Here is a 25,828-nt window from a genome sequence, read left to right on the forward strand (position 1 = left end):
TTGATTTTTTAATTTTATAGAGAAAAACTCTCTCCGCATCCGCAGGTTCTTGATGCGTTTGGATTGTTAAATACAAATCCTTTTCCGTTTAATCCGCCCGAAAATTCTAAAATTGTTCCTGCCAAATACAGAAACGATTTTTTCTCCACGGCTATTTTTACGTGATTATCTTCAAAAACTTTATCGTTTTCACCCAGCTCTTTATCGAATTTCAATTCATACGACAAGCCCGAGCAACCGCCACTTTTTACGCCTACTCGAACGTAATCTTTGGCAGCGTCAAAACCGTCTTCCTGCATCATCGAAACGATTTTTTTACTAGCATCATCAGAAACTTTAATCATGGCTTATTTTAATTTTGTCTAAATAATGGGCAAAGTTACTATAAATATCCTTTTTTTCAAGCTTCTATAACATTTTTATAACCAATTAGCGAATAGAGAAAAATGATTTTTAATTCTATAAATTTGTAAAAACATTAAAAAATGAAAATTTACCCAATAGAAGCCGGAAATTTTAAGCTCGATGGCGGCGCTATGTTTGGCGTTGTGCCCAAAACCATTTGGAACAAAACCAATCCGGCCGACGAGAATAATTTGATTGATATTGCGGCAAGATGCATGCTGATTGAAGATGGAAACCGACTGATTTTGATTGATACCGGAATGGGAAACAAACAATCGGAGAAATTTTTTGGTTATTATTCACTTTGGGGAAGTCATTCTTTGGACAAATCGTTGGCAAAATATGGCTTTCATCGCGATGATGTGACCGATGTTTTTATGACGCATTTGCATTTTGATCATTGTGGAGGAAGTGTGAATTGGAATTCAGACAAAACCGGTTACGAAGTAGCTTTCAAAAATGCTACCTTTTGGACAAATGAAAACCATTGGGAATGGGCAACCAAACCAAATGCTCGTGAAAAGGCTTCTTTTCTGTCAGAAAATATTTTACCAATGCAGGAAAGCAGACAACTTAATTTTATCAAAAAACCAGAAGGTGATTATGGGATTTCAAAAGAAATGGATTTTGGAATTTTTTATGTTGATGGCCATACCGAAAAAATGATGTTGCCTCACATTCAATATCAAGGAAAAACTATCGTTTTTTGCGCCGATTTGATTCCGACCGCAGGGCATTTGCCCTTGCCTTATGTTATGGGTTACGACACAAGGCCCCTTTTAACCTTACCTGAAAAATCTAAATTCCTACATTCCGCAGTTGAAAATAATTATTATTTGTGGTTGGAACACGATGCACATAACGAAATTATCACTGTTGAAAACACCGAAAAAGGTATCCGTTTGAAAGAAGTTTTCCGTTGTGAACATATCTTAACATAGTGTTAATCCTTCCTTTAACTGTAACAAAACAATTTACTTTTACACCAATTCATAAATCAAAAATAAAATAGAATATGAAAGTTTTAAATTTTTTACTGATTTCAATGTTTTCATTGACAATCTTTGCACAAGAATCTACTCAACCCTTTGCTAAAAAAACTCCTTTAACAGAACAACAATTACAACGCTGGAGTCATCTTGATTTAGAAAAAGATACTATTCCGGGAATGAGCGTTGATAAAGCTTATGCCGAACTTTTAAAAAACAAAAAAGGCGTAAAAGTTATCGTTGCAGTTGTCGATTCAGGAGTTGATACTAAACACGAAGATTTGAAATCTGTTATTTGGACCAATAAAAAAGAAATTCCGAATAACGGAAAAGACGATGATAAAAACGGATATGTGGATGATGTTCAGGGATGGAATTTTCTAGGCGATTCAAATGATGAAAATCTGGAAATGGTTCGTATTCTGAAAAAAGGCGATGATGGTTCTGAAATCTACAAAAATGCCTTGGCTGATTACACCGAAAAACTTCAAGAAGCAAATGAAGCAAAAGAAACTGTAGATGTTTTATTAAAAGCCGATAAAACTGTTGCTGAATTTCTAAAAAATGAAAATTATACGCTTTCTGAATTAAAAGATATGTCTTCGGTTAAATTTGAATTATATGACAGCAAAAGAATAATGTTGTCTTATGCCACACAAAAAGGCGCTACTTTTCATGATGATTTAAAATCATACAAAACAGCTGTTTATGATCAATTAGATTATAATCTCAACAAAGATTTTGATGCAAGAAAATTGGTTGGTGATAACCCGGAAGATATTAATGATAGAAAGTATGGTAATAATGTAGTCTATTCTAAAGACAGAAAAGATTCTTTGCACGGAACGCACGTTGCCGGAATAATTGCTCAGGTTAGAAACAATAGTCTTGGTGGTGATGGTGTAGCGAATAATGTAGAAATTATGGCTGTTCGTGCTGTGCCAAATGGTGATGAGTATGACAAAGATATTGCTTTGGCTATTCGATATGCTGTGGATAATGGAGCCAAAGTTATTAATGGAAGTTTTGGAAAAGATTATTCTCCACATGCTCAGTGGGTTTATGATGCTATCAAATATGCCGCGAGTAAAGACGTTTTAATTGTTCACGCAGCAGGCAATGATTCCAAAAACATTGATACAGAACCTAACTTCCCAACTGACGAAGTAAACGGTGCTGAAATCGCAGACAACCTAATTACGATTGGTGCTTTAAAAAATGAAATTGGCGAAAAAGTGGTAGCTAGATTTTCAAATTATGGAAAAATGAATGTCGATGTTTTTGCGCCTGGCGTTAAAATTTACGCAACGGTTCCAAGCAACAAATACAAATACTTACAAGGAACATCAATGGCTTCACCAAATGCGGCCGGAGTTGCTGCTTTAATTCGTTCTTACTATCCAAATTTAAAAGCGTCTCAGGTAAAACAGATTTTAATGCAATCGGGAACACCTTTGGCTTTTGATGTGAAAGTTGGCGAGAAACAAGAAAAAATTCCTTTCTCAGAAGCAAGTGCTTCCGGAAAAATTGTCAATGCCTATAACGCCTTGAAAATGGCCGAGGAAATGTCGAACACAATTAAGAAAGAACCTAAATTGTAAATCTAAAGGAAGTGTAAAACCTTCCTTTTTTTATTTTATTTCAGCATGAACAATAAATTTTTATTTGGTTTTATTTTACTAAGTATCTCTTCTTCTTTTGCGCAATCCAAAGGATATTGGCAGCAAAAAGCAGATTACACTATGGATGTGTCGATGGATGTAAAAAACTACCAATACAAAGGAAAACAAAAACTGGTTTATACTAATAATTCTGCTGACACGCTGAGCCGTGTTTACTATCATTTATTCAATAATGCTTTTCAGCCTGGAAGTGAAATGGACATGCGTGCTCAAACTATTGCCAATCCGGACGCAAGGTTTGTTACTAAAAATAAGGAAAGCCGAATAGCTAAATTACAGCCTAATGAAATTGGTTATTTGAAAATTTCTAACTTCAGGCAGGATGGCGTTTCTGCCGTGACTAAAGAAGTTAGTACTATTCTCGAAGTGACCTTGGCAAAACCGATTCTTCCAGGGAAATCAACAACTTTGACTTTAGACTTTGATGGTCAGGTTCCGGTTCAGATTCGTCGTTCAGGCAGAAATAATTCGGTTGGTGTTGAACTTTCGATGTCGCAATGGTATCCAAAAATGGCGGAATTTGATTTTGAAGGTTGGCATGCTGACCCTTATATTGCAAGAGAATTTCATGGTGTTTGGGGCGATTTTGATGTTAGCATTACCATTGACAAAAATTACATTCTTGGTGGAACGGGTTATTTAAAAAACAATAACGAGATTGGTTTTGGTTACGAAGACCAAGGCAAAAAAGTAAAAAAAGATCCGAAAGCCAAAACACTAACCTGGCATTTTACTGCGCCAAATGTTCACGACTTTACCTGGGCTGCTGACAAAGATTATCTTCACGATGTGATCAAAGGACCAAATAACGTTGACTTGCATTTTCTTTATAAAAACAATCCAAAATACATTCAGAATTGGAAAGAACTTGAGCCATTGATGGTCCGAGTAATGGATTTTTATAATAAAACTGTTGGTGATTATCCATACAAACAATACTCTTTTATTCAGGGCGGCGATGGCGGAATGGAATATGCCATGTGCACCTTGATGCTTGGAACCGGAACCGCACAAGACATGTTGGATGCAGCGCCACACGAATTAGCGCATTCCTGGTTTCAACATGTTTTAGCTTCCAATGAATCCAAACATCCATGGATGGACGAAGGCTTTTCAACCTATATTGAATATTTGGCGTTGAATGAAATTCCGGTTAAAAAAGCTGAAAATCCTTTTAAATCAATCTATCCGACTTATTACGCTTTGGTAGAGTCCGGAAAAGAACAACCAATGTCAACGCATGGTGACAGGTATGATATCAACAAGGCTTATACTGTTGGCACTTATTACAAAGGCGCGCTTTTCCTGACACAATTAGAATACCTCATCGGAACAGAAAATACCAGAAAAGCTTTGAAACGTTTTTATAACGAATTCAAATTCAAACATCCTACGCCGAATGATATTAAGCGAACTGCCGAACGTGTTTCGGGTGCGAATTTAGATTGGTATCTAACCGATTGGACCCAAACACTGAACACGATTGATTACGGAATTAAAAATATCGAAAGCGCAACGGACGGTGTACAAAGAACAGGTGTTTCTTTAGTAAGAATTGGCAGAATACCAATGCCGATGGATATTTTAGTAGAATATACCGATGGTACAAAAGAGAGTTTTTACATTCCGTTGCGAATGATGAATTTTGAAAAAGAAAACCCAACTCCTGAAATTAAGCGAACTGTTTTGTCAGATTGGACTTGGGCGAATCCAAATTATTTCTTTGAAATTCCAAAAGCAAAATCTTCTATTAAAAAAATCACGATTGATCCGAGCGGTTTAATGGCCGATGTGAAACGGGATAATAATGTTTATGAAGTGAAATAAACAGAAAGCGAACTTTTAAGGTTCGCTTTTTTTATGGAATAGAATTTGTAGATTTACCGCGATAAAAAAATTCACAAAATGAAAGCTATTCAACTTCTTATCGTTTGCCTTTTTTTAAGTTTTGGAAGCATTGCTTCGGCTCAACCTATTCTTTTTCAAACCAGCAGCGTAAGTTTTACAGATAAAAAAGACAACGGTGAATGGAACGAATGGTCCGATTTTGTTGATGCCAAAGTTTTGATAACACTTAGTCCCAAAAAAGATTTAATTACGATTAATTCTTCTGAAGTACAGTCATTCAAAATAAAAGCTTATGGTGAAATTACAGATAATGATGAAGTAAATATTGTTCCTTTTGAATGCGTCGACAATAAGTTTTCAAAGTGTAATATCTTAATCATTACCAAGAAAAAAGAAAACAACAGAGTGCAGTTTTACATCACTTACTCTGAAGTTAAATTTGTTTACAATATTTACCCTGTCAAGTAGCAATGGATTTCTCCTATCCAAAAATCGAAAAACTTAAAAGCAAAAAAATTATCGATTTACTTTTTTCCGAAGGCAAATCGGTGAGTAAATATCCGTTGCGTCTGGTTTATGTAAAACATGATTTTGAAGAAGATGTGCCTTTAAAAATTGGCGTTTCGGTATCCAAAAAATATTTTAAAAATGCCGTTGACCGGAATTATTTCAAGCGCGTTTTACGAGAAACTTATCGGTTAAACAAACAACTTTTGATTGAAAACCTTGAGGCTAAATATTGCTTTATGTTTTTTTATCAAACCAATGAAAGGTTATCTTATCAGGAAATAAATCAAAAGACTGTTCAGCTTTTCGAGAAGTTTGTCAAAGTTATTCAAGAAGAGAATAATGGGAACTAAAACACTCACACACAATAAATAAGTCCTTTTTTACGTTTTATTACTACTAAACTTATTTATTATGAAAACTCTCTCTCTAATTTGTTCCTTTTTTATTTTATTGTTTACGGCTTGCAAACAGTCTAATGCTGAAGCTAGTGCCAATAAAGACATGATGAGGTATGCCGCAGTTGATTCTGTTGCGGTTGAAGCTGATGATACTGCTGCTTATGATTCTTATAGCGATACCAAGGTTGCCGCAGTAAGCCTAAACATGCCTCCAAAAGAAATAGAAGAAACTATTGAAACCAAAATCATCAAATCGGGGAATTTGCGATTTCAAACGGATGATTTAGAACAAACTTATAGTCAGATTCAAAGTGCTGTAAAAAAATACAAGGCTTTGGTAAAAAATGATTCACAGGAGAATAACGATTATCAGTTTTCGAGAAGTATCAACATCAGAATCCCAAATCAGCATTTTGATGCTTTTATTGCTGATATTTCAAAAGGCGTAAAATATTTTGACACTAAAGAAATTTCTTCACAAGATGTGACAGAGGAATATATTGATGTTGCGTCCAGAATTAAGACAAAAAAAATATTGGAACAACGCTATTTGGAGTTATTGAAAAAGGCCAATAAAGTTTCGGAAATGCTCGAAATTGAAGGCGAGCTTTCTGATATCAGAGAAGAGATTGAAGCCAAGGAAGGAAGATTGAGATATCTTCAAAACAAAGTGTCCATGAGCACTTTAGACATAACTTTTTATAAACCTGTAGCGCAAGGCGGCAAAGCAACTGTTTCCTATGGCGGAAGAATTGGCAACGCCATTGTCTCGGGCTTTAATAGTATTTCAAATTTCTTTATTGGGTTGTTAGGAATTTGGCCAGTAATTGTTACATTAGTTGTCGTATTCATACTAATCAGAAAACGATTTAAAAGAAAAAATAAAAAAGATGTTATCGAAAATTAAAAAAAGATATTTTATTCCGGCCATCCTGAGCATTTTTCTCTTGGTTGGCGTTAGTTTTAAAGACGATTTCTTCGAAATTTCAAAGCAAATTGAAATCTTCACCACGCTTTTTAAGACTATTAATCAAAACTATGTAGACGAAACAAATCCCGCAGAATTGATGGACAAAGCCATCAAAAGCATGTTGGCCGATTTGGATCCATACACCAATTATTTCAACGAACAGGATGTTATCAAATTCAAAATAAATAACACCGGCGAGTACACTGGAATTGGCGCCATGATTACCCGAAAAGAAGACAAAATCATCATAAAAGAACCATACAAAGGATTTCCTGCGGACAAAGCCGGATTAAAAGCCGGTGATGAAATTATACAAATTGGCGATGTGCTTTTAGCCGATTTTAAAGACGATGCATCGCAATTGGTGAAAGGTGCGAAAGGCACTAAAATTAACATCAAATATTTACGCCAGGGAAAAGCAATGACAACCGATTTAATCCTTGATGAAGTTGCTGTAAAAGCAGTTCCTTTTTACGGAATGGTTGATGCTAAAACGGGGTATATTGTGTTGTCGCAATTCAACCAAAAAACTTCGTTTGAAACCAAAGAAGCATTGGAAAAACTAAAAGGGGATGGTGCCACGCAAATTATTTTAGACCTACGCGGAAATCCGGGTGGATTATTGAATGAAGCTGTAAATGTTTGCAATCTTTTTGTACCAAAAAATGAAATCATTGTAACAACAAAGTCAAAAAATTCCAAATACAACAACACCTATAAAACTTCGCGTGAGCCAATTGACACTGAAATCCCATTGGTGGTTATTGTTGATGGGAAAAGTGCTTCCGCTTCGGAAATTGTTTCCGGTGCTTTGCAGGATTTAGACAGAGCCGTAATTGTTGGAAGCAGAAGTTATGGCAAAGGATTGGTGCAACGTCCAATTGATATGACTTATGGAACGCAGGTTAAAGTAACTATTTCCAAATATTATACACCATCAGGAAGATGTATTCAGGCATTGAATTATTCACATAAAGACAAAAACGGAAAAGCTATCCGAACTGAAGAGAAAAATTATAACGCTTTCAAAACCAAAAAAGGAAGAACGGTTTATGATGGTGGCGGAATTTTACCGGACGTAGTTTTGGAAAATACCAAAACAAGCACGATAGCTGAAGCCTTGCAGAAAAATGATGGGATTTTTAATTATGTAACGTATTACTATTACAAAAACCCAACGCTTGGCGATAAAATTCCAACGATTACGGATGCAGATTTAGCTGATTTTAAAGCCTTCCTAAAAAGAGAAAAAATAGCATTTGATACCGAAACCGAAGTGGCTTTAAGAAACACTTTAGAAAAAGCGAAGAAAGAAAATGTTGATACTGCCATTGCGGCTGAATACCAACAATTGCTAACGGCTTTGGAAAAAAGTGAGGAAACATTGATAGACAAAAATCAAAAAGAAATCAAGAATTTGATTTTGGATGAGATTATAAAAAGATACCAATACAAAGAAGGATTGTATCAGTATTATGTCAAAAGCAATTTTGAAATTAAGAAGTCTATCGAAGTCTTAAACGACAAATCACAGTATAATTCGATTTTGAAAATTTAGTATGAAGTTCTTAAAGTTTTTACCCTTATTGTTTTGTTATTTTCTTCAGGCACAAGAAGAAGTAGTTCATTCTGTTTATTTTGAATTTGACAAATTTACTTTGAATGAAAAAGAAGTAAATGAAGCCATCGATTTTATCAAAAAAACCGATTCTACCCGAATTGAAGACATTCAGATTTTTGGTTACACCGATGATGTTGGAAAAGATGCTTATAATTTTAAGCTTTCTACAAAACGTGCTACTGCCATTAGGGACAAATTCGTCGAAAGCGGCATTAAAAGTAAAATCATTGTAACCATTGAAGGCAAAGGACGAATTTTGATTGAGGATGATATCGTAGAAAATCTTCCTGAAAAACGTTCTAAAAATCGTCGTGTCGATGTAGTGGCTCACTTAAAACCTTTGCCGAAAATTGTAATTCCCGGATTTTACAATACGATTCAAAAAAACCACATTATTGGCGATCACGTTTATTTGAATAATATTTTATTTGAAAGAGGAAGCAGCAAATTACCTTTTAAATCGAAAACAGAATTGGACAGAATTGCCCGTTTGCTTATGAAATACAAGAACCTTCAATTTGAAATTCAGGGACATGTGTGCTGCACGCCGCCATATCAAAAAGAAGCTATTGATTTAGACACCAGAAAACGCCAACTTTCCATCAACAGAGCCGAATCGGTTTATAAATATTTACTATTTAAAAAAATAGCCAAAGACCGCATGACTTTCAAAGGTTATGGAAACACCGTTCCGCTTGGCAAAGGTGCAGATTACGATAGAAGAGTAGAGTTGGTTATCACAAAAATCTAACTTCTTTTCATTTCGATATGCGGAATATCGTCTTCGAGATACATTTCGCTGGTTTGGATAAATCCGTGACTTTCGTAGAAACTCTTCAAGTATAATTGTGCCGAAATCGTAATTTTAGTTTCGCGAATCTGATGCTTCACATAATAAATTGCTTCACGCATTAAGATGTGACCAAGTTTTTTATCGCGATAACTTGGCTTAACGACAACTCTTCCGATGGAAGCTTCCTCAAAATAATCTTTAGGCTTAAACAATCTTGCATAAGCAACTATTTGTCCATTATCTTCACCGATTAGATGCAATGCCTTTTGATCTTTGTGATCAATGTCCTGATAGACGCAATTTTGCTCCACTATAAAGACTTCACTTCGCAACTGGAGCAAATTATATAACTCCGTAATAGTTAACGCCTCAAATAGTCTTATTTTCCATTCTAAGTTCATGGTGCTATTTTTTAATTTGTATAGATTTAATAATCGATTCTAATTCAAACATCAGATCGCGCTTTTCTTTTGATGGCGCGTAACAAAATCCTTCCAAAACCAGAATGCGCCTATGAGCTTTATCAAAAATGACATAATTAATAAATGGCCCGGACATGAAGTCGTTTTTCATTTGCCAGGTTCCCTTGGTTTCATAACATTTGTTCCCCGCAAGTTCTGTTTTTGAAAAATAAGGAGAATAAGCCTCGTCCGAAACCATTTCGGTTCCACGATCAGAGCCATGAATATAAGCCCTCCCAATAGAATCCCTAGTTATTACAATATCGGTTACCGCATGATTCGGACGAATATTTCTCCATGGAATCTGGTAAATTATCAAACTATTGTTGCCACTGGTAATTTCACTTTTGAGCCAAATGAAATTTTTTCTTCGCATTACATATTCGTATTTCGAAGGAATCAATAAATCGATGTTGAATTTCTTTTGGATTTTTTTGGTATCAAGTAACGAATCCTTAAAGATTTTTTGATTGTGGCCAATTTCAATTTCCCGCATTTTTTTAATAATCTCCGGCGCATTTTTTTCAAGAATTTCTAATATTTCAAAAGATGTTTTCCCCGAAATATGAAAGGCGTTTTGAGGTGCAGCAAATTCGTTTTTTTTGAATTCATATTTATTCTCATTATCTTTTTTGATGATAAGAATATTGCGGCTACCAGTTGAAAATCCTTCAAAAAGTTTTACCGGATATTGATTGATGCTGAATAATGGTTCTTCTTGTGGCAAGCCCAAAACAGGTGAAGCAAATTTGTTTCTGATACTGTCACCAACTTCTCCGTTCCAAAGCTGGTCGTCAATAATTACTGCAATGGTATTTATAGCCGCTGAAGAATCGTCGGGTAACTTGTCTTTTTTTAATGAACAAGAGCTCACAAGACAGGCAACAAAAAGCCATAAAAAAAGGGTCTTATTCATAACTGAAATAAAACCCAAATTTATAGAAGATTTTCGGAATTAACCGTTAATTTTTAATTTCATACCGGCTTTTAAACTTTCATTTTTAATTCCGTTCCATTTTTTCAAATCTGAAATCGAAACGCCAGGATATTTTTTGGCAATGCTAAATAATGAATCGCCTTTTTTAACGTAATATAATTTTACTTCGTCTCTATCATTAGCAGCTATATTTTCCTTTTTAGCCGTTGTGTTTTTGATGTCTGATGAAACTACATATCTTTTGCCAACGATTATTTTTGCTCCAAGTTGAACCGTATTATCTTCAATCTTGTTCCAGTCTTTTATGTCTGAAATTGAAACATCAAATTTTCTGGCAATGCTTCCTAAAGTTTCACCTCTGTCAACAACGTGTTCAGTGATTTTAACTTCGGTTTTATATGTTGTTTCTTTTACAGGTTCTGCATCATTATTAACCAATGCCAATTTCGAACCTTGCTCAACATTCAAATCGTCCAGATTATTCCATTTTTTTAGATCCTCTAAACTAACATTGAATTTTTTGGCAATGCTGAATAAATTATCACCTCTTTGAACTTCATAAAAATCACTTGGGTTTTCATTTGCTTCATTAGATGCAACTGCAGTTTCAACAGCATTTTTATCTGCTTTTATTTCTTTTCTAACTGTAGTTACAACTCTTTCGTTTTTAATTATTTTTAAACTTTTACCCGGAATTATATTGCTTCCTTTTAAGCGATTCCATTTTTTTACTTCAGCAACAGAAACTCCGTATTTATCTGAGATTTCTCCAAGATTGTCGCCTCTTCTTACTTTGTGATATTTTACAACATCTTTATACGAAACCACTTTTTCTTCCTTGAAAGTTTTAGCTACGTTTGATGCAATAGCTGAAGTCGTTTCATTTACAGCAGTTGTATCCTGTTTTATGATTTTTTTGTCATTGGTTGCAACCGCTTCTGTAGTAATGATTTTTAATCTTCTGCCCAATGGCGCTTTGTTGCTTCGCAAATGATTCCATTTTTTTAGTTCTGACATAGTGATGCCATATCTGTCTGAAATCTCACTTAGACTATCGCCTCTTCTAACTTTATGGTATTTAACTCTTGAAACCGTTCCGTCGTTATCCGAGAAATTCGAATTGCTTGCCAACCTTTCGTATGGTCTTTCTCTTTTGCTTGATTCATATTGAACAAAGGCATAAATCTTATCTTCGTTGGAAGTAAAAACAGCCACTTTATTAAGCGGTAATGTTAAATAATGGTTTTCACCGGTGATAAATGGAATTACTTCTCGCTTATATGATGGGTTTAGAAACTGCAATTCCGCCACCGGAACATCTAACAAATCTGAAACTTGTTTGAACGTCATGGCATTTTTAATCATTACCGTATCTGTAGCAAAAAGATTTGCAACCGCTTTATCAGGTTTTATTCCGTGTTCTTTGTGGTATTCAAAGATGTACATTGTTGCTAAAAAAGCAGGTAAATATCCTTGTGTTTCTTTGTGAAGATATGGTCGTATGTTCCAGTAATTTTGTTTTCCTCCTGAACGTCGGATAGCTTTAGCAACATTTCCCGGACCAGTATTATAAGAGGCTAAAACTAAATCCCAGTCGCCAAATATAGCATACATGTTTTTCATATACTGAGTAGCGGCTTTACTTGCTTTCAATGGATCGCTTCTTTCATCAACATAAGTATCAACCTTTAGTCCGTATTGTTTTCCGGTTTGATACATAAACTGCCATAAACCAGTTGCGCCTACTCTTGAAACCGCTCTCGGATTCAAAGCTGACTCAACAACAGATAAATACTTTATTTCTAATGGAATATTTTGTGCCGCTAACGACTCTTCAAACATTGGGAAGTAGTATTGGGAAATACCTATTAATCTCTCAAAAGATCTTTTTCTATTCTTTAGGAATGATTTGATTACATTTTCTAAACCAACATTGTACTCAATATTAAATGGTGATTTCTCGTCAAGTTTCTTAAGTCTCTCTTTCAAAAGCTCCGTTGGCAATTCGTAATCAACTTTTTCATCAACATTAATGTTCTGGATGTCAAAAGCCAATTCATCATACAAGTCCAAACTTGCCAATTCCTTCATCCACAGACTGTCAATGCAGGAGGCAATGTTGTCTCGAACAAAAGTGGCTTTGATTGAATCTAACACTTCCCTTCTCGTCAGTGGCTCTTTTTTTACTGCTTTAGCAACGATAGTATCTTGCGCAAAAATTGCCGAAGATGCCATCAATAATGCTAATGAGGTTAAGTTTTTTATAGTCATAACTTTATTTATAAAGTGGTATATTTCAATTCTGTAAGTTATTAATTAAGTATAATTAATAACGCCTTTTATTATTTTTTATTGTGCTGCTTTAAAATTTTAACTTAAAATGGCAGCAATTCCCGGTAATACTCTTCCTTCTAACATCTCCAACATCGCTCCGCCGCCTGTTGACACGTAACTCATTTTATCTTCCAGTCCAAATTGTTTTACCGCCGCCACTGAATCTCCGCCGCCAACAAGTGAAAATGCTCCTTTTTCAGTTGACTCTGCAATATAATTTCCTAATTCTATTGTTCCGTTGGCAAAATTTTCCATTTCAAAAACACCTAATGGGCCATTCCAAAGAATTGTTTTTGAACTCATAATTACGTCACGGAAATTGGCTAATGATTTTGGCCCGGCATCTAAACCCTGCCATCCATCAGGAATTTCTCTAACGTCAACAACCTGCCTTTTTGCATCATTTGAAAAAGCATCTGCTGCAACAACATCAACCGGAATATGTATCTGAACGTTTTTTTCTTTAGCCAAGCGTAAAATTTCTAAAGCCAATTCTTGTTTGTCATCTTCACAAATTGAATCTCCAATTTTTCCGCCCAATGCTTTTACAAAAGTGAATGTCATTCCGCCACCGATAATCATGTGATCCACTTTGTCTAAAATATTCTCAATAACTGTAATTTTTGAAGAGACTTTTGAACCTCCAAGAACTGCGGTTACGGGTTTCACCGAATTATTTAAAACTCTGTTTAAACTTTCTATTTCTTTAGCCAAAAGCATCCCAAAACATTTGTGATTTGGAAAAAATTTAGCAATTATTGTTGTAGATGCGTGCGCTCTGTGCGCTGTTCCAAAAGCATCATTCACATAAATATCACCTAATGAAGCTAGTTCTTTTGCGAAATTTTCATCTCCTGCTTCTTCTTCAGCATAAAAACGAAGGTTCTCTAACAATAAAACTTCGCCTGATTTTAAATTTTTAGCGGCATTAGTCGCTATTTCTCCTCTACAATCTGAAGCAAATTGAACATTTACTCCTAAAACTTCAGCACATTTTGCAACAATATGTCGTAACGAATATTGGTCTTCTTTTCCTTTTGGTCTTCCTAAATGTGACATCAAAATTACACTTCCGCCATCAGCTAGAATCTTATCTATAGTTGGCTTTGCAGCTTCAATTCTGTTGGCATCGGTAACCTTGAAATTCTCGTCTAAAGGCACGTTGAAATCAACTCTTATTATGGCTTTTTTGGCGTTGAAATTAAAATCTTGAAGCGTTTTCATTTAGTAATTTAAAAGGTATGAATCATTGCAAATATAATAAAAATTAGTTTCATCGGGTTTTTTTGTGCTTTTATCGATGTTTTTTAAGGAAATTTTAAGTGTTAAAATGGTTGTTTTCAAATAAATAACAATTTGTTTCCTTGTCTTTCATTCCGGGATTCGTTTTGAATATCATGGCCTGATTTACTGATAGCAAAATATTTCTTCTATATTTGCTTTATGCAGTTTTCAGATATTCTTGGTCAGGATTACATAAAAAATCATCTCGTAAAAAGCGCGTTGTCGGGAAGAATTCCGCACGCACAATTGTTTGTTGGCCCAGAAGGTTGTGGCACTTTAGCCATGGCAATTGCTTATGCACAATTTGTTTTATGTAATAATCAAGGACAGGAAAATAGCGGCGGAAACGAAAGTTGCAATCTAAAGTTTCAATCGCTTTCACATCCTGATTTGCATTTTGTATATCCAAATGTGACTAATGACGATGTGAAAACAAAACCAAAAAGTGCCGATTTTATTATGGATTGGCGTGAGTTTGTTTTGAAAAATCCGTATGGAAGTTTGTTTGATTGGTACAAACATTTGGGCGTTCAGAACAAACAAGGTGAAATTCGTGTGGAGGATGCGCAGGATATTTTAAAATCTTTAGCCTTGAAATCATACGAAGGCGGTTATAAAATTATGATCGTTTGGATGGCGGACAAAATGAACATTGCTGCGTCCAATAAATTATTAAAATTGTTGGAAGAACCGCCTGAAAAAACATTGTTCCTGCTGATTTCTGAAAACGAAGAAGATATTATTCAAACCATTCGTTCACGATGTCAAGTGCTTCATTTTGGTGCATTGCCCGAAGCCGAAATTTCGAAAGCGTTAAAAGCCAACTATTTTTTAGACGATTCTTCAGCAACAAAGGTAGCACATCAGGCACAGGGAAATTATAATAAAGCGCTTCACATTGTGAAAAATGACACTGAAGATTTTCCTTTTGAAAAATGGTTTGTTGCCTGGGTCCGAGCTGCTTTCAGCGCAAAAAAAAATGCCTCAGCTATTCAGGATTTAATTTTATGGAGTGAAGAAATTGCTGGTTTGGGTCGCGAAGGACAAAAGCAGTTTTTGAATTATTGTATAGTGATGTTCCGTCAGGCTTTGATGCATAATTATGAAACCAAAAACCTGGTTTATGTTGAGCCGCAAGTGGAAAATTTTACTTTTGATAAATTTGCTCCATTTGTAAATGGCAATAATATTAATGCGATTTTCAATGAGCTTTCAGATGCGATTTATCATATTGAACGCAACGGAAATGCCAAAATTATATTAACTGATTTATCTATAAAACTTACTCGATTAATCCATAAAACTTAACCATCATGACTAATACAGCTTCGATACTTGTTTTACTTTTTCTTGCGGTAACTTTTGTACAGTCGGCCTATGATAAAATTTTTGGCTGGCAAGGAAATATTGACTGGCTCAAAGGACATTTTGCTAATACTTCCTTATTAAAAAATAATGTTGCTCTTGCTCTTGGAACTATTTTAATTCTTGAACTAATAACCGGTGTTTTAACTTTGGTTGGTTGTGTCGAATTATTGATTAATGGCGGGAGAACATTTGGTTTTTATGGCGCTGTTTTTTCGTGTATTACTTTGATATTATTGCTCTTAGGACAACGCTTAGCCAAGGATTATGATGGTGCGCGAACGATTGCTATTTATTTTGTTCCGGCAGTTTTGGCTGTTTTTTGGTTGAGCTAATTACCGATATATCATCCCTAAAGGGATTATTACAAACTCGCTTTAAACATTTTTAGTTCATCCCAAGTGAATTTATCTCCATATTGTTCTTTCAATCCGTTGAGGGTTTCTTCTTTATAACCTTTAAAAGCTTTGGCTAATTCCTGGATTTTTTCTTCCGGCAAAACATCCGTAATTGCAATAGTTTCTGTTTCTATAAGTTTGGCAATATGCCCGCCAATTGTTTGGGTTGTAAGTTTTCGAATTGCGGCAATTTCTTTAATTGAATTCTTTTCCAACCACAATTCATAAGTTTCCTGAACAGTTGATTTTTTGGGTTCCTTGACTGTTTTTTTCTTTTTAGTATAGCGTTCTAAATCGACTTCATCTTCAATTAAAGTCACGTTTAGATTTTTAAATTCTTCCCGAATGGTTTCCAGTTTTCTGATTTTATAGAATTTAATCGCTTCGGAAGACAGCTTTTCTTTAGAGATTGTTTCGCCTTTCACGACTGTTTCTATTAGCAATTTGGCTTTCATTAATTGTAAAACTGCTTTGACTTGCAGCGCTTCCAAAACCACTAATTCATCATAAAATGCTTTGACTTTTTTTATCCGTATTACTTCTTCTATTTTCCAAAGAATTTCATAAACCAAATTATCCAACGGTTGTAAAAAATAAGAATAAGCGGCTTGAATTCTTTCGTAAACAAATTCAAAATCGACTTCACCGTCTTTGAAAAGCGTATTCAATTGCGCAATAAATTTTCGGGATGGATCTAAAAGACTCTCAATAAATTCGGTTTGCTTTTTCGCCCAAACAGCATGTTTTGATTTGGCCGATAGTTCTGAATTTTCGTTATAACTAAACTGATGATTGCGCCATTCCTGAGCCAAATCTGTCCAATCGAAACTGGATTTTAGATAGTTATGAATAAAATTTCTGGTTTCCTGCTTCAAGGAATTTTCCAAAAGTGCTTCGGTAGCTTTATTTTCGGCATATTCCATCACGTCTTGGTCGCTTGAAATACCATTCATCTGCAACGGAGAAAGCAAAACCAAGCCATTTAAAGAGCGTAATCGCGAAAGTGCTACATAGGCTTGTCCGGGAAGAAAAACCTGCGAAACATCGAGTGCTGCTTTGTCAAATGTCAATCCCTGACTTTTATGGACGGTTATTGCCCAGGCTAATTTTATCGGATAATGCGTAAATGTTCCGAGTACTTCTTCATTGATTTCTTTGGTGTTTTCATCTACATAATAGCGAATGTTTTGCCATTCGTATCGTTCCACTTCTATAGTTTTGTTTTCTTCTGGAAAGTGAACCATGATTTCTTCATCAGATAGCGATTTGATAACGCCCATTTTTCCGTTGAAATAATTTTTATCAAAAGACAAATCGTTTTTGATAAACATGACTTGTGCTCCGACTTTTAGTTCTAATTTTTCTTCTAATGGATAAATTTTATCCGGAAAATCACCAACAATTAATGCTTCATAGACTTTAGATTTTCCTTTTAAATCGAGTAATGATTGCGAATTTATAGAATCAGCTTTGACATTGTGCGTCGTTAAAGTGATATAGCCTTTATTGGCTTTTAAATCAAAATTTGGTTGCACAAATTGATTCAGAATTTGAATATCGCTTTGCGAAATCTGATTGTTTCTTAAATTATTCAAAACCGAAATAAACTGCTCATCGGTTTGACGAAAAATTTTAGACAATTCGATATACAATGGTGGGTTTTGTTGAATGACATGCGAATGAAAAAAGAATTTGCCTTTGTAATAAGTTCGCAATGTTCTCCATTCTTCGTCACGAATTATGGGCGGTAATTGCAATAAATCGCCAATAAAAAGAACCTGAACTCCACCAAAAGGAAGGTTTTTTCTTCGGACGGATTGCAACATAAAATCGATGGCATCCATCAAATCGGAACGCAACATACTGACTTCGTCAATGATCAGCAATTCCATATTTTGAATGACCGATTTCTTCAATCCGCTCATTTTGAAATGTCTGCGTAGCGTTGCTTTGGTTTCAAATTTAGAATTCTCTAAAAACTGAGGTGTAGAATTATCGGGAATAAATCCGCCGAAAGGCAATTGAAACATTGAGTGAATGGTAACTCCGCCAGCGTTTAATGCGGCAATTCCTGTTGGGGCAACGACCACACAGTTTTTGTGTGTTGATTTAATTATCTCTTTAAGAAGCGTAGTTTTTCCTGTTCCAGCTTTTCCAGTAAGGAAAATAGAGCGATTGGTTTGGTTAATAAATCGTAAAACATAGTTTGCTTCGGCAGAGAGTTCCATAACGTATGAATTAGAAAACAAATATACGGCATTATCTTACAAAAATAACAAAAAAACGCCTCTAAATTGAGGCGTTCATTATCTATATGAGAGGTTTATTATTTCTTCTCTTCTTTTGGTGCTTCTTCTTTTTTCCCGGCAGCTTTATATTTATCATTAACCATTTTGACTATTTCTTTAGTAATATCATAGTTGTCTTTTGCATATAAAATTGATGGTGAAGCTTCGCCTGATCCATAAATATAATCGTATCCTTTTTCTTTACCGTATTCTTTCAGCATTTTTCTGTAACCAATAACTAAAGAATCCATTTCTGCACCACTTTCTTGTTGCAATTGTTGAAGCATTGCTTGTTGGGCATAGCTTAATTGTTGTTCTCTTTGCGACAATTCAGCACCTTTTTGTTGTGCCCAAGCTTGTCCATTTGCCTGTGCATTTTTCTTAAAATTTGCTGCTTCCGATTTAAAACGAGTCACTTCAGCTTCTAACTGATTCCCCATTACTTTGGATTTATCTTTGTATTTAGCTTCGATGTCTTTCGCTTCTATAGATTCTTCCATTAATTTTGAAGTATCGACGTATGCGGTTTTAAATTCTTTTACTTCTGTTGTTTTATTGCAGGAGATGATTGCAATTGCAATTGCAAAAAGGATAACTGTTTTTTTAATCATGATTTGATAAATTTTATTTCGGTTTCAAAAGTATAAAAATAAAATTCAATTAGCTAAAGTTGAATTTCCGTGTTTTTTTGTGTTATAAATTTTAGTTATTCTAAAAAAATTACCCATAATGTCTAGCTATTGATTTTGGCTTTAAATAAAGCCGTTTAAAAGCATTTCTTGTTTTAGGCAACTTGTCGCGCATTCTTGCTTTGTTCGACTAAATAGCGCTCTTTAAATTAGTTTTTACTTGCTTTTTATGATGTAAATGTGTGACGAATGCTCTTTTGTTTGTTTGGCGCTAAGATTTGATTTCAATCCAACAAAAAAAGCTTTGATGAAATTCATTTTTCCGGTTTTGTATTTTTCGGATAATAAGCTCACATAAAAACTATCAAATTTCATTGGAAGTACTTCAACTAATTTCATTTCTTTTTCTGCAAACAATTTATCAATTGCTGTTTTTGAAAAATGCCAAATGTGTCTTGGCACATCAAAAGCTGCCCAAAATTTTCCGTAATAATTTGCATCAAAAGATTTAAAATTTGGAACTGCTATCAAAATAGTTCCGGTTGGTTTTACTAATCTTTTTAATTCTAAAATATATTCATCAAGATTTGGAACGTGTTCTAAAACATGCCACATCGTAATTACATCAAAAGAATGGCTTTCTAAATCGGAAAGATTGTCAACAAAATTCACTCCTTTATTTATAGCAATTGCTTTTGCTTTTGCACTTGGTTCGATTCCGGTTGTTTCCCAGCCATCATTTTTGGCCACAACTAAAAAATCTCCCGTTCCTGCTCCAATGTCTAAAAGTCTTCCTTTTTCAGATTGCACATTGATTAATTTTACCTTGTTTTTAAGCGCAATGTTTTTTATCAAATGATACATTCTTTCAAACAAGGAGCGCTTACCATCTGTATGAGAAATATAATCTTCACTTTCGTAATAGCTTGGTAATTTCTCTAAAGATGGTTTTGGAAATGTGATCAATAAATCATATTCCGGATTGTGGTGCAATTCAAAAATTTCTTTTGAAACAGAATAGTCTCTAACTTTTTGAAAAAAAATATTGTTTTGAAAACTCATATAAAGGCTGTATTGATAAGGCTTTGCAAACTTGGTTTCACGTGGAACGCAAAACTATCTGCCCATGTAAATTAATAAAACAGAAATGTCTGCCGGAGAAACTCCGCTGATTCTTGACGCTTGTGAAATGGTTACAGGACGAATGTTGCTCAACTTTTGCTTTGCTTCTATTGACATTGATTTGATTTTGTGATAATCGAAATTTTCCGGAATTTTAATATCTTCTAATCGGATTAGTTTCTCCGCATTGTTTCTTTCCTTTTCAATATAACCTGAATATTTAACCTGGATTTCTGCCTGTTCGATAATCTCTTTATCTAAATCATTTTCGGCAACATAATCTTTAACTTTATCAAACTTCAGGAAATCATTCAATTCAATTTGCGGACGTGAAAACACTTTAAACATTTTGTCTGACTGAACCATTGCCGAACTTTCTTTTGCTTCCAGAATTGGATTTGCTTCTTCAGGTGTAACGCTTGTTTCTTTGAAAAAATTTACCATTTTTTCACTTTCGTTAAACTTATGCTCCATCCTGCGCAATCTTTTTTCAGACGCCAAACCAATTTCATATGACTTTGGCGTTAGTCTAAAATCGGCATTATCCTGACGTAATAAAGTTCTGTATTCAGCACGTGAAGTAAACATTCTGTATGGTTCTTCCGTTCCTTTGGTAATCAAATCATCTATCAAAACTCCGATATAAGCTTCATCACGACGCAAAATCATTGGTTCTTGTTCTTTTACTTTTAAAGCTGCATTAATTCCGGCCATCATCCCTTGAGATGCAGCTTCTTCATATCCTGTAGTTCCGTTAATTTGTCCTGCAAAATACAAACCTTCTACAAGCTTCGTTTCAAGCGTATGCTTTAATTGCGTTGGTGGGAAATAATCATATTCTATGGCATAACCCGGACGGAAAAACTTAACCTTTTCAAATCCTTCAACCGAACGCAATGCTTTGAATTGAATGTCTTCCGGTAACGAAGTTGAAAAACCATTTACATAAACTTCGACTGTGTTCCAACCTTCCGGTTCGACAAATAATTGGTGTCTTTCTTTATCCGCGAAACGATTAATCTTATCTTCAATAGACGGACAATATCTTGGTCCGATACTTTTAATTCTACCATTAAACATTGGCGAACGATCAAAACCTTCACGAAGAATATTATGCACTTCATTTGAAGTATAGGTCATGTGACAAAGCATTTGATGTGTCAAAGGTTTTGTTTCATCTGAATAAGAAAATTTATTCGGAACCTCATCTCCGGGTTCTTCTCTCATTTTAGAATAATCTAAAGAGCGACCATCAACTCTTGGTGGTGTTCCTGTTTTCATTCTTCCTGCTTCAAAACCAACTTTGACTAAGTCATCCGTAATTCCAAAAGCAGCACTTTCACCAGCTCTTCCTCCACCAAATTGTTTGTCACCTATATGGATTAATCCGTTAAGAAAAGTTCCGTTTGTAAGCACAACTGTTTTGGCTTTGATTTCAATTCCGAGTGACGTTACAATTCCTTCAATCTTGTTATTCTTAATCAAAAGACCTTTGACCATTTCCTGATAAAAGTCGAGATTTGGTGTTCGTTCCAATCGCAATCTCCATTCTTCAGCAAAACGCATTCGGTCTGACTGTACTCTTGGCGACCACATTGCCGGTCCTTTTGATTTGTTCAACATCTTAAACTGCACCGCTGTATTGTCTGAAACAATTCCGGAATAACCGCCAAGCGCATCAATCTCCCGTACAATTTGTCCTTTGGCAATTCCACCCATAGCAGGATTACATGACATTTGCGCTATATTCTGCAGGCTCATTGTAACCAACAATGTACTACAGCCCAAATTAGCTGATGCTGCTGCAGCTTCACAACCCGCGTGTCCTGCGCCTACTACTATTGTATCGTATTTTTCTAAAAACATTTTAGTTGTGTTTCACGTGGAACATCTTCATTTTTTCTTCCTCTTTTTGACGCATAAGTTTTTCGTCATCCTCGCTTTTGTCTTTGTAGCCACAGTAATGTAAAACGCCGTGTACTAAAACCCGTTTTAGTTCTTCTTCAAAATCAACTCTGAAATCTATGGCATTTTCGCGAACCCTTTCTATAGAAATAAAAATATCCCCATGTAGTTCGTTTCCTATAGAATAATCAAAGCTGATAATGTCTGTTAAGGTGTCGTGGTCTAAATACTGCTGGTTAATTTCTACTAAATAGTCGTCGTCGCAGAAGATATAATTAATCTCTCCTTCGCTCTTCATTTCAGAGCCAATGACTTTGGAAAGCCAGTCCGAATAAAGCGTTTCGTCTTCTAGTTTGAAATCTAACTCGTAATTAAAACTAATCATTGGTTTTGAAATATTCTTGAACCTTTTGGTTAAAATTGGAGCGCAAAGGTAAGCTTTGTCTATTTAAAATTTCAATACTATTCAAATATTCTTGCAGCTTGGTCGGTAATGCAGTAGCTTGATTATTAAATTCTTTCTTATTTGTTTCCGATTGACGCTTACTATCTTGTCCTTGTTGTTGGACAGCTTTTTCCAATTTCAACAACTCATATTTAACATTCAAAATCTTTTGAAGTGTTTCGTTATTAAATCCTTTGTTTAATAATTGCTTTTCGATTTGCTTCATCTGATCCATAGCATTCTGACCATTCCCACCAACGCCTTGCTTCTTTAATTCTTTTTCTAAAGCTTCACGCAGTTGCTGCTGTTCTTTATAAATTTCCATAATAGCTTTGGCGTCACCTTCGCCATCTTGTCCATTTTCTCCGCCTTGTTGGTTCCCTTTTCCTTTTCCGTTATTCCCTTTTCCGTCACCACTGTCTCCTTTTCCGTCACCTTTCCCATTACTCCCTTTTTGTCCTTCCTGTCCCTGACCTTCTTTCTCTCCTTGATTACCATCCTGACCATCGCCCGGCTTGTCACCTTTCTTCATTCCCTTTTTCATTTTTTCACCCAAACCTTCTTGCTTTTTGATAATATCAGGCAATTGCATTCCGGAACCTTGTCCTGGTTTTGGTTTTCCTTTTCCAGAACCTGGCATCGCCATTTGCATTTGCATACCGTTTAGAATATCGCTTAGTAAATCCGCAAGTTTGTTGGAAGACGAAACCGCATATTGTTGGTGTGAATTCCCTTTTGGAACATTGGCTTCCGCCAAAGTCTCTATTGCTTTATCAACATTGTATTGAACATTTCCTATTTCCTTGGTAATACCTTCTCCTATTTTCGGGTTACGTAATGACATCGCAAACAAACTATCATCAACATGTTTGAATTGTTGCTTTAAATCCTGCTGAATTTTCAAGTTTTTATTGAATGATGGGGCACCACGTTTTAGGTTCTTAAATTGTTTCATCACATCTTCCTGAGAAAACGAATAAGCCAGAAGATTATCCAAAATCTGACGCAGCATGGCAACATCCTCTTCCATTTGCTCCGCTTCTGATGACTCCATTTGCTCTTGCATTTGTTGACTCATTTGCTTCATTTTTTTGGAAGCACTTTTTTGTTTTGGCTTGGCTTTGTCTTTTTGCTGCTTTTGCAATTGGTCTTTAGCGTCTTTTAAATCTTCGTCTATGCTTTTCTCTTTTTCTTCTGACTTAGGCAAATCCATCGGAGCTTTTAATTCCTTATTGTCTTTTTCTAAATCCTTTAATTCTTCCTTATTTTTGTCAAATTCCTTATTTATTTCATCCTGTTTCTCAGCATTATTTTCATCCGTTTTATCGGCAAGCTTATCTTGCTTTTCAGCAAGTTTATTTATCTTATCAGCTATTTGTTGCGCTTTTTTCTCTACATAATAACGTTTCGTCAACTCAACCAATTGCTCTAAACTCTTTGTCTGATTTTTACTGGCTTGTTGGAATTTCTCCATTTTCTCAAACAACTCTTCTTTACTGATTTTGTCATTCAACTTTTGAAGTTCTTCTAATAGCTTTTTATTTTTCTCGATTTCTTCTTTAGTTTTTTCTAATCTATCCTGAAGCAATTCTTTTTTCTCATCTTTTTTCTCTGATTTGAACTGCTCTAAATTGTCCTTCATCTTTTCTGAAAACTCTTTCATCATTTCGTCCTGTTGCTTTTGACGCTGAATAAAATCGTTTACTTTTTGTTGATCTTTATATTCTAAATTATCCTTTTCCTTACCCATTTTTTGCAATTTGTCCAACTCCGAAAGTTGCTTGTCTTGCGCTTTCAGGGATTTTGCCAACGAATTGATGTTTTCATTTTGCTGTTGCATCTGTTCATCCTGTTTTTCGGTTTCAGTTGCAATTCGGTTGCTAAAAACAGAAGATTTCGTGCTTTTATAATTATGAATAGCATCGTTATCAAAAATCTCAAAATAATATTCATACGAAACACCTTCTTCTACAGGAAGATTACTCGGGAACGAAAACACAAACTGATCGTAAACGTCTCTCTTAACTGAAATAGCGGCTTTTTTTGCTGTGTTTGGAGTGTCTTTAGGATAATACACAATTTGTAACTTAGACAACCCATAGTCGTCCGAAACCTGCCCTAAAACGAAGTTCTTATTAACCTTTAAACTATCCGGCGCATTGTTTACATTAATCGTTGGATATTGATCTTTGATTACAGAAATCTGATAGTTCAGTTTTTCATAATTTTGAACTTTATTATTCGAAGTTAAAATTTGGTAATCAACATTCTGAAGAATGCTTTTTGACAACGAAAACAGATTCCCATTTTTAACAAAAGTGTAATGTGCATTTTCGTTAACCCAATCCACTTTTTGTGTAGCCAATGTATTCATTCTCCAGGTAACCTGAGTTCCTTCGGGAATTATAGCATTTCCAGTTCCTTTAATAACTTCAGATTTTTTATTCAAATAATTTGGGAAATTCAAGACCATTTCGAAATTGGCAATCGAAGGAACGGTCACCACTTTCAATTCATAATCGTGTGACGAAACATCGTTAGCTTCTATGTGAAATTCTAAATCTTCTGAAGGTTTCGGAATCACAAACTCAAATTCTCCAGGCTTGCTGCTTTCCATAAAATAACTTTCATCACCAATGAAAATCATTGCGTTTTCGGGAACAACTTTACCAATCGTTTTTACTTTTAAAAGAAAATCTTTGTTTTGTTCCGTTTGTAAATCTTTATTCAAAACCTCAAATTCAAAAGGTGCTGGTGGCAAAAATTGCTGCTTAAAATGAACCACGCGATTCAAACTTTGTGAAATCAGATTGCTGTTTCCGGAAAGATAAAAGAAGGCAAAAAACAATATTGGGATAATCGCCAAAGGCAAATATTTTTTATTGCTTCCAAAGTTTATGGCGTTTCCAAAAGGAATCGGTTGCAGTGTATTTGCTTTTTGATCTATCGATGCCGCTAGTAATTCCGATTTGTTCTTGTCATAAGAAAGCTGTAAAAAGTTAGTCAGTTTATCTTCTATTTCACTGAAATGATTTCCAATAATAATCGAAGCTTCCTCGTAATCAATACCTTTTTGAAGTTTGGATAATTTAAACAACGGAAAACAAATAAATCTAAAAAAAAGAATGAGTTCAACAAGAACAAAGGTGTAAAACAAGACCGTTCTCGCTGCTGGCTTAAGCCAAAGAAAGTATTCTACGAACAAGGTGAATATAAAATACAACAAGCCAATTCCGACAAAGAAAATAATTCCCTTCAGCAATTGATTAGTATAGTACTTATTAATAAAGCCTTCTAACTTTTGATATATGATCTTTGAATTGTCCAATTTTTGCAATTTCTTTTTATAACCGATAAATGTACAATTTTTAGCGAATATCAAAGCGTTAAAAATTTGCCAAAGAAAATTCGTGATTTCGTGGCTAATTAAATTTTATCTTTGCA

Annotated in this window: 21 protein-coding genes; 10 read left to right on the plus strand and 11 right to left on the minus strand. The window is 34.9% G+C overall.

Annotated features, from left to right (window positions below; all coding sequences use genetic code 11):
* Window positions 1-14: 14 nt before the first annotated feature.
* Window positions 15-344, minus strand: a complete 330-nt coding sequence (locus GS03_RS02780; RefSeq protein WP_136151049.1) for a HesB/IscA family protein — start codon at window positions 342-344, stop codon at window positions 15-17.
* 141 nt (window positions 345-485) lie between these two features.
* Here GS03_RS02780 and GS03_RS02785 point away from each other — a divergent pair, with 141 nt between their 5' ends.
* The 8 genes from GS03_RS02785 to GS03_RS02820 all read left to right on the plus strand — a co-directional run bounded on the left by GS03_RS02785 (window position 486) and on the right by GS03_RS02820 (window position 9,174).
* Entirely contained in the window at window positions 486-1,346 is an 861-nt protein-coding gene (locus GS03_RS02785) for an MBL fold metallo-hydrolase (protein ID WP_136151050.1), read from the plus strand.
* A 74-nt stretch (window positions 1,347-1,420) separates the two neighbouring features.
* Window positions 1,421-2,995: a S8 family peptidase gene (locus GS03_RS02790; protein WP_136151051.1), complete on the plus strand. Its 1,575-nt coding sequence runs from the start codon at window positions 1,421-1,423 to the stop codon at window positions 2,993-2,995.
* 45 nt (window positions 2,996-3,040) lie between these two features.
* Window positions 3,041-4,903 (plus strand): M1 family metallopeptidase, encoded by a 1,863-nt coding sequence (locus tag GS03_RS02795; protein ID WP_136151052.1) that lies wholly within the window; start codon window positions 3,041-3,043, stop codon window positions 4,901-4,903.
* Window positions 4,904-4,981: 78 nt separating this feature from the next.
* A complete protein-coding gene (locus GS03_RS02800; RefSeq protein WP_136151053.1) occupies window positions 4,982-5,392 on the plus strand; it encodes a hypothetical protein in 411 nt (136 codons plus the stop codon).
* Window positions 5,393-5,394: 2 nt separating this feature from the next.
* On the plus strand, window positions 5,395-5,784 hold the full coding sequence (gene rnpA, locus GS03_RS02805; protein WP_136151054.1) for a ribonuclease P protein component: 390 nt from the start codon (window positions 5,395-5,397) through the stop codon (window positions 5,782-5,784).
* Between the two features lie 61 nt (window positions 5,785-5,845).
* The gene (locus GS03_RS02810) at window positions 5,846-6,739 is read left to right on the plus strand and encodes a DUF4349 domain-containing protein (RefSeq protein WP_136151055.1); all 894 of its coding nucleotides are present in this window, start codon (window positions 5,846-5,848) and stop codon (window positions 6,737-6,739) included.
* Window positions 6,723-8,360 (plus strand): S41 family peptidase, encoded by a 1,638-nt coding sequence (locus tag GS03_RS02815; RefSeq protein ID WP_136151056.1) that lies wholly within the window; start codon window positions 6,723-6,725, stop codon window positions 8,358-8,360. The genes GS03_RS02810 and GS03_RS02815 overlap by 17 nt, the downstream gene beginning before the upstream one ends.
* 1 nt (window position 8,361) lies before the next feature.
* On the plus strand, window positions 8,362-9,174 hold the full coding sequence (locus GS03_RS02820) for an OmpA family protein (protein ID WP_136151057.1): 813 nt from the start codon (window positions 8,362-8,364) through the stop codon (window positions 9,172-9,174).
* Here the strand turns inward: GS03_RS02820 and GS03_RS02825 are convergent.
* The 4 genes from GS03_RS02825 to GS03_RS02840 form a co-directional block, all read right to left on the minus strand.
* Window positions 9,171-9,617, minus strand: a complete 447-nt coding sequence (locus GS03_RS02825) for a GNAT family N-acetyltransferase (protein ID WP_136151058.1) — start codon at window positions 9,615-9,617, stop codon at window positions 9,171-9,173. The two genes, GS03_RS02820 and GS03_RS02825, sit on opposite strands and share 4 nt — an antisense overlap.
* Window positions 9,618-9,621: 4 nt before the next feature.
* Window positions 9,622-10,593 (minus strand): DUF4837 family protein, encoded by a 972-nt coding sequence (locus GS03_RS02830; protein ID WP_136151059.1) that lies wholly within the window; start codon window positions 10,591-10,593, stop codon window positions 9,622-9,624.
* Window positions 10,594-10,632: 39 nt separating this feature from the next.
* Complete coding sequence (locus GS03_RS02835; protein WP_136151060.1) at window positions 10,633-12,885, minus strand: LysM peptidoglycan-binding domain-containing protein; 2,253 nt, start codon at window positions 12,883-12,885, stop codon at window positions 10,633-10,635.
* A 99-nt stretch (window positions 12,886-12,984) separates the two neighbouring features.
* Window positions 12,985-14,172: a phosphoglycerate kinase gene (locus tag GS03_RS02840; RefSeq protein ID WP_136151061.1), complete on the minus strand. Its 1,188-nt coding sequence runs from the start codon at window positions 14,170-14,172 to the stop codon at window positions 12,985-12,987.
* Between the two features lie 219 nt (window positions 14,173-14,391).
* Here GS03_RS02840 and GS03_RS02845 point away from each other — a divergent pair, with 219 nt between their 5' ends.
* A complete protein-coding gene (locus GS03_RS02845) occupies window positions 14,392-15,540 on the plus strand; it encodes a DNA polymerase III subunit (protein ID WP_136151062.1) in 1,149 nt (382 codons plus the stop codon).
* A 5-nt stretch (window positions 15,541-15,545) separates the two neighbouring features.
* A complete protein-coding gene (locus tag GS03_RS02850; protein ID WP_136151063.1) occupies window positions 15,546-15,932 on the plus strand; it encodes a DoxX family protein in 387 nt (128 codons plus the stop codon).
* A gap of 29 nt (window positions 15,933-15,961) precedes the next feature.
* Here GS03_RS02850 and GS03_RS02855 read toward each other — a convergent pair whose 3' ends face one another.
* The 6 genes from GS03_RS02855 to GS03_RS02880 all read right to left on the minus strand — a co-directional run bounded on the left by GS03_RS02855 (window position 15,962) and on the right by GS03_RS02880 (window position 25,712).
* Window positions 15,962-18,223 (minus strand): helix-turn-helix domain-containing protein, encoded by a 2,262-nt coding sequence (locus GS03_RS02855; RefSeq protein WP_136151064.1) that lies wholly within the window; start codon window positions 18,221-18,223, stop codon window positions 15,962-15,964.
* A 98-nt stretch (window positions 18,224-18,321) separates the two neighbouring features.
* On the minus strand, window positions 18,322-18,891 hold the full coding sequence (locus GS03_RS02860) for an OmpH family outer membrane protein (protein ID WP_136153047.1): 570 nt from the start codon (window positions 18,889-18,891) through the stop codon (window positions 18,322-18,324).
* Between the two features lie 237 nt (window positions 18,892-19,128).
* A complete protein-coding gene (locus tag GS03_RS02865; RefSeq protein ID WP_136151065.1) occupies window positions 19,129-19,974 on the minus strand; it encodes a class I SAM-dependent methyltransferase in 846 nt (281 codons plus the stop codon).
* A gap of 54 nt (window positions 19,975-20,028) precedes the next feature.
* The gene (mnmG, locus tag GS03_RS02870; protein WP_136151066.1) at window positions 20,029-21,900 is read right to left on the minus strand and encodes a tRNA uridine-5-carboxymethylaminomethyl(34) synthesis enzyme MnmG; all 1,872 of its coding nucleotides are present in this window, start codon (window positions 21,898-21,900) and stop codon (window positions 20,029-20,031) included.
* A 1-nt stretch (window position 21,901) separates the two neighbouring features.
* Window positions 21,902-22,324, minus strand: a complete 423-nt coding sequence (ybeY, locus tag GS03_RS02875) for an rRNA maturation RNase YbeY (RefSeq protein ID WP_136151067.1) — start codon at window positions 22,322-22,324, stop codon at window positions 21,902-21,904.
* Entirely contained in the window at window positions 22,317-25,712 is a 3,396-nt protein-coding gene (locus tag GS03_RS02880) for a DUF4175 family protein (protein WP_136151068.1), read from the minus strand. The genes ybeY and GS03_RS02880 overlap by 8 nt, the downstream gene beginning before the upstream one ends.
* Window positions 25,713-25,828 lie beyond the last annotated feature (116 nt).

The organism is Flavobacterium sangjuense (genome assembly GCF_004797125.1).
Taxonomy (GTDB): domain Bacteria; phylum Bacteroidota; class Bacteroidia; order Flavobacteriales; family Flavobacteriaceae; genus Flavobacterium; species Flavobacterium sangjuense.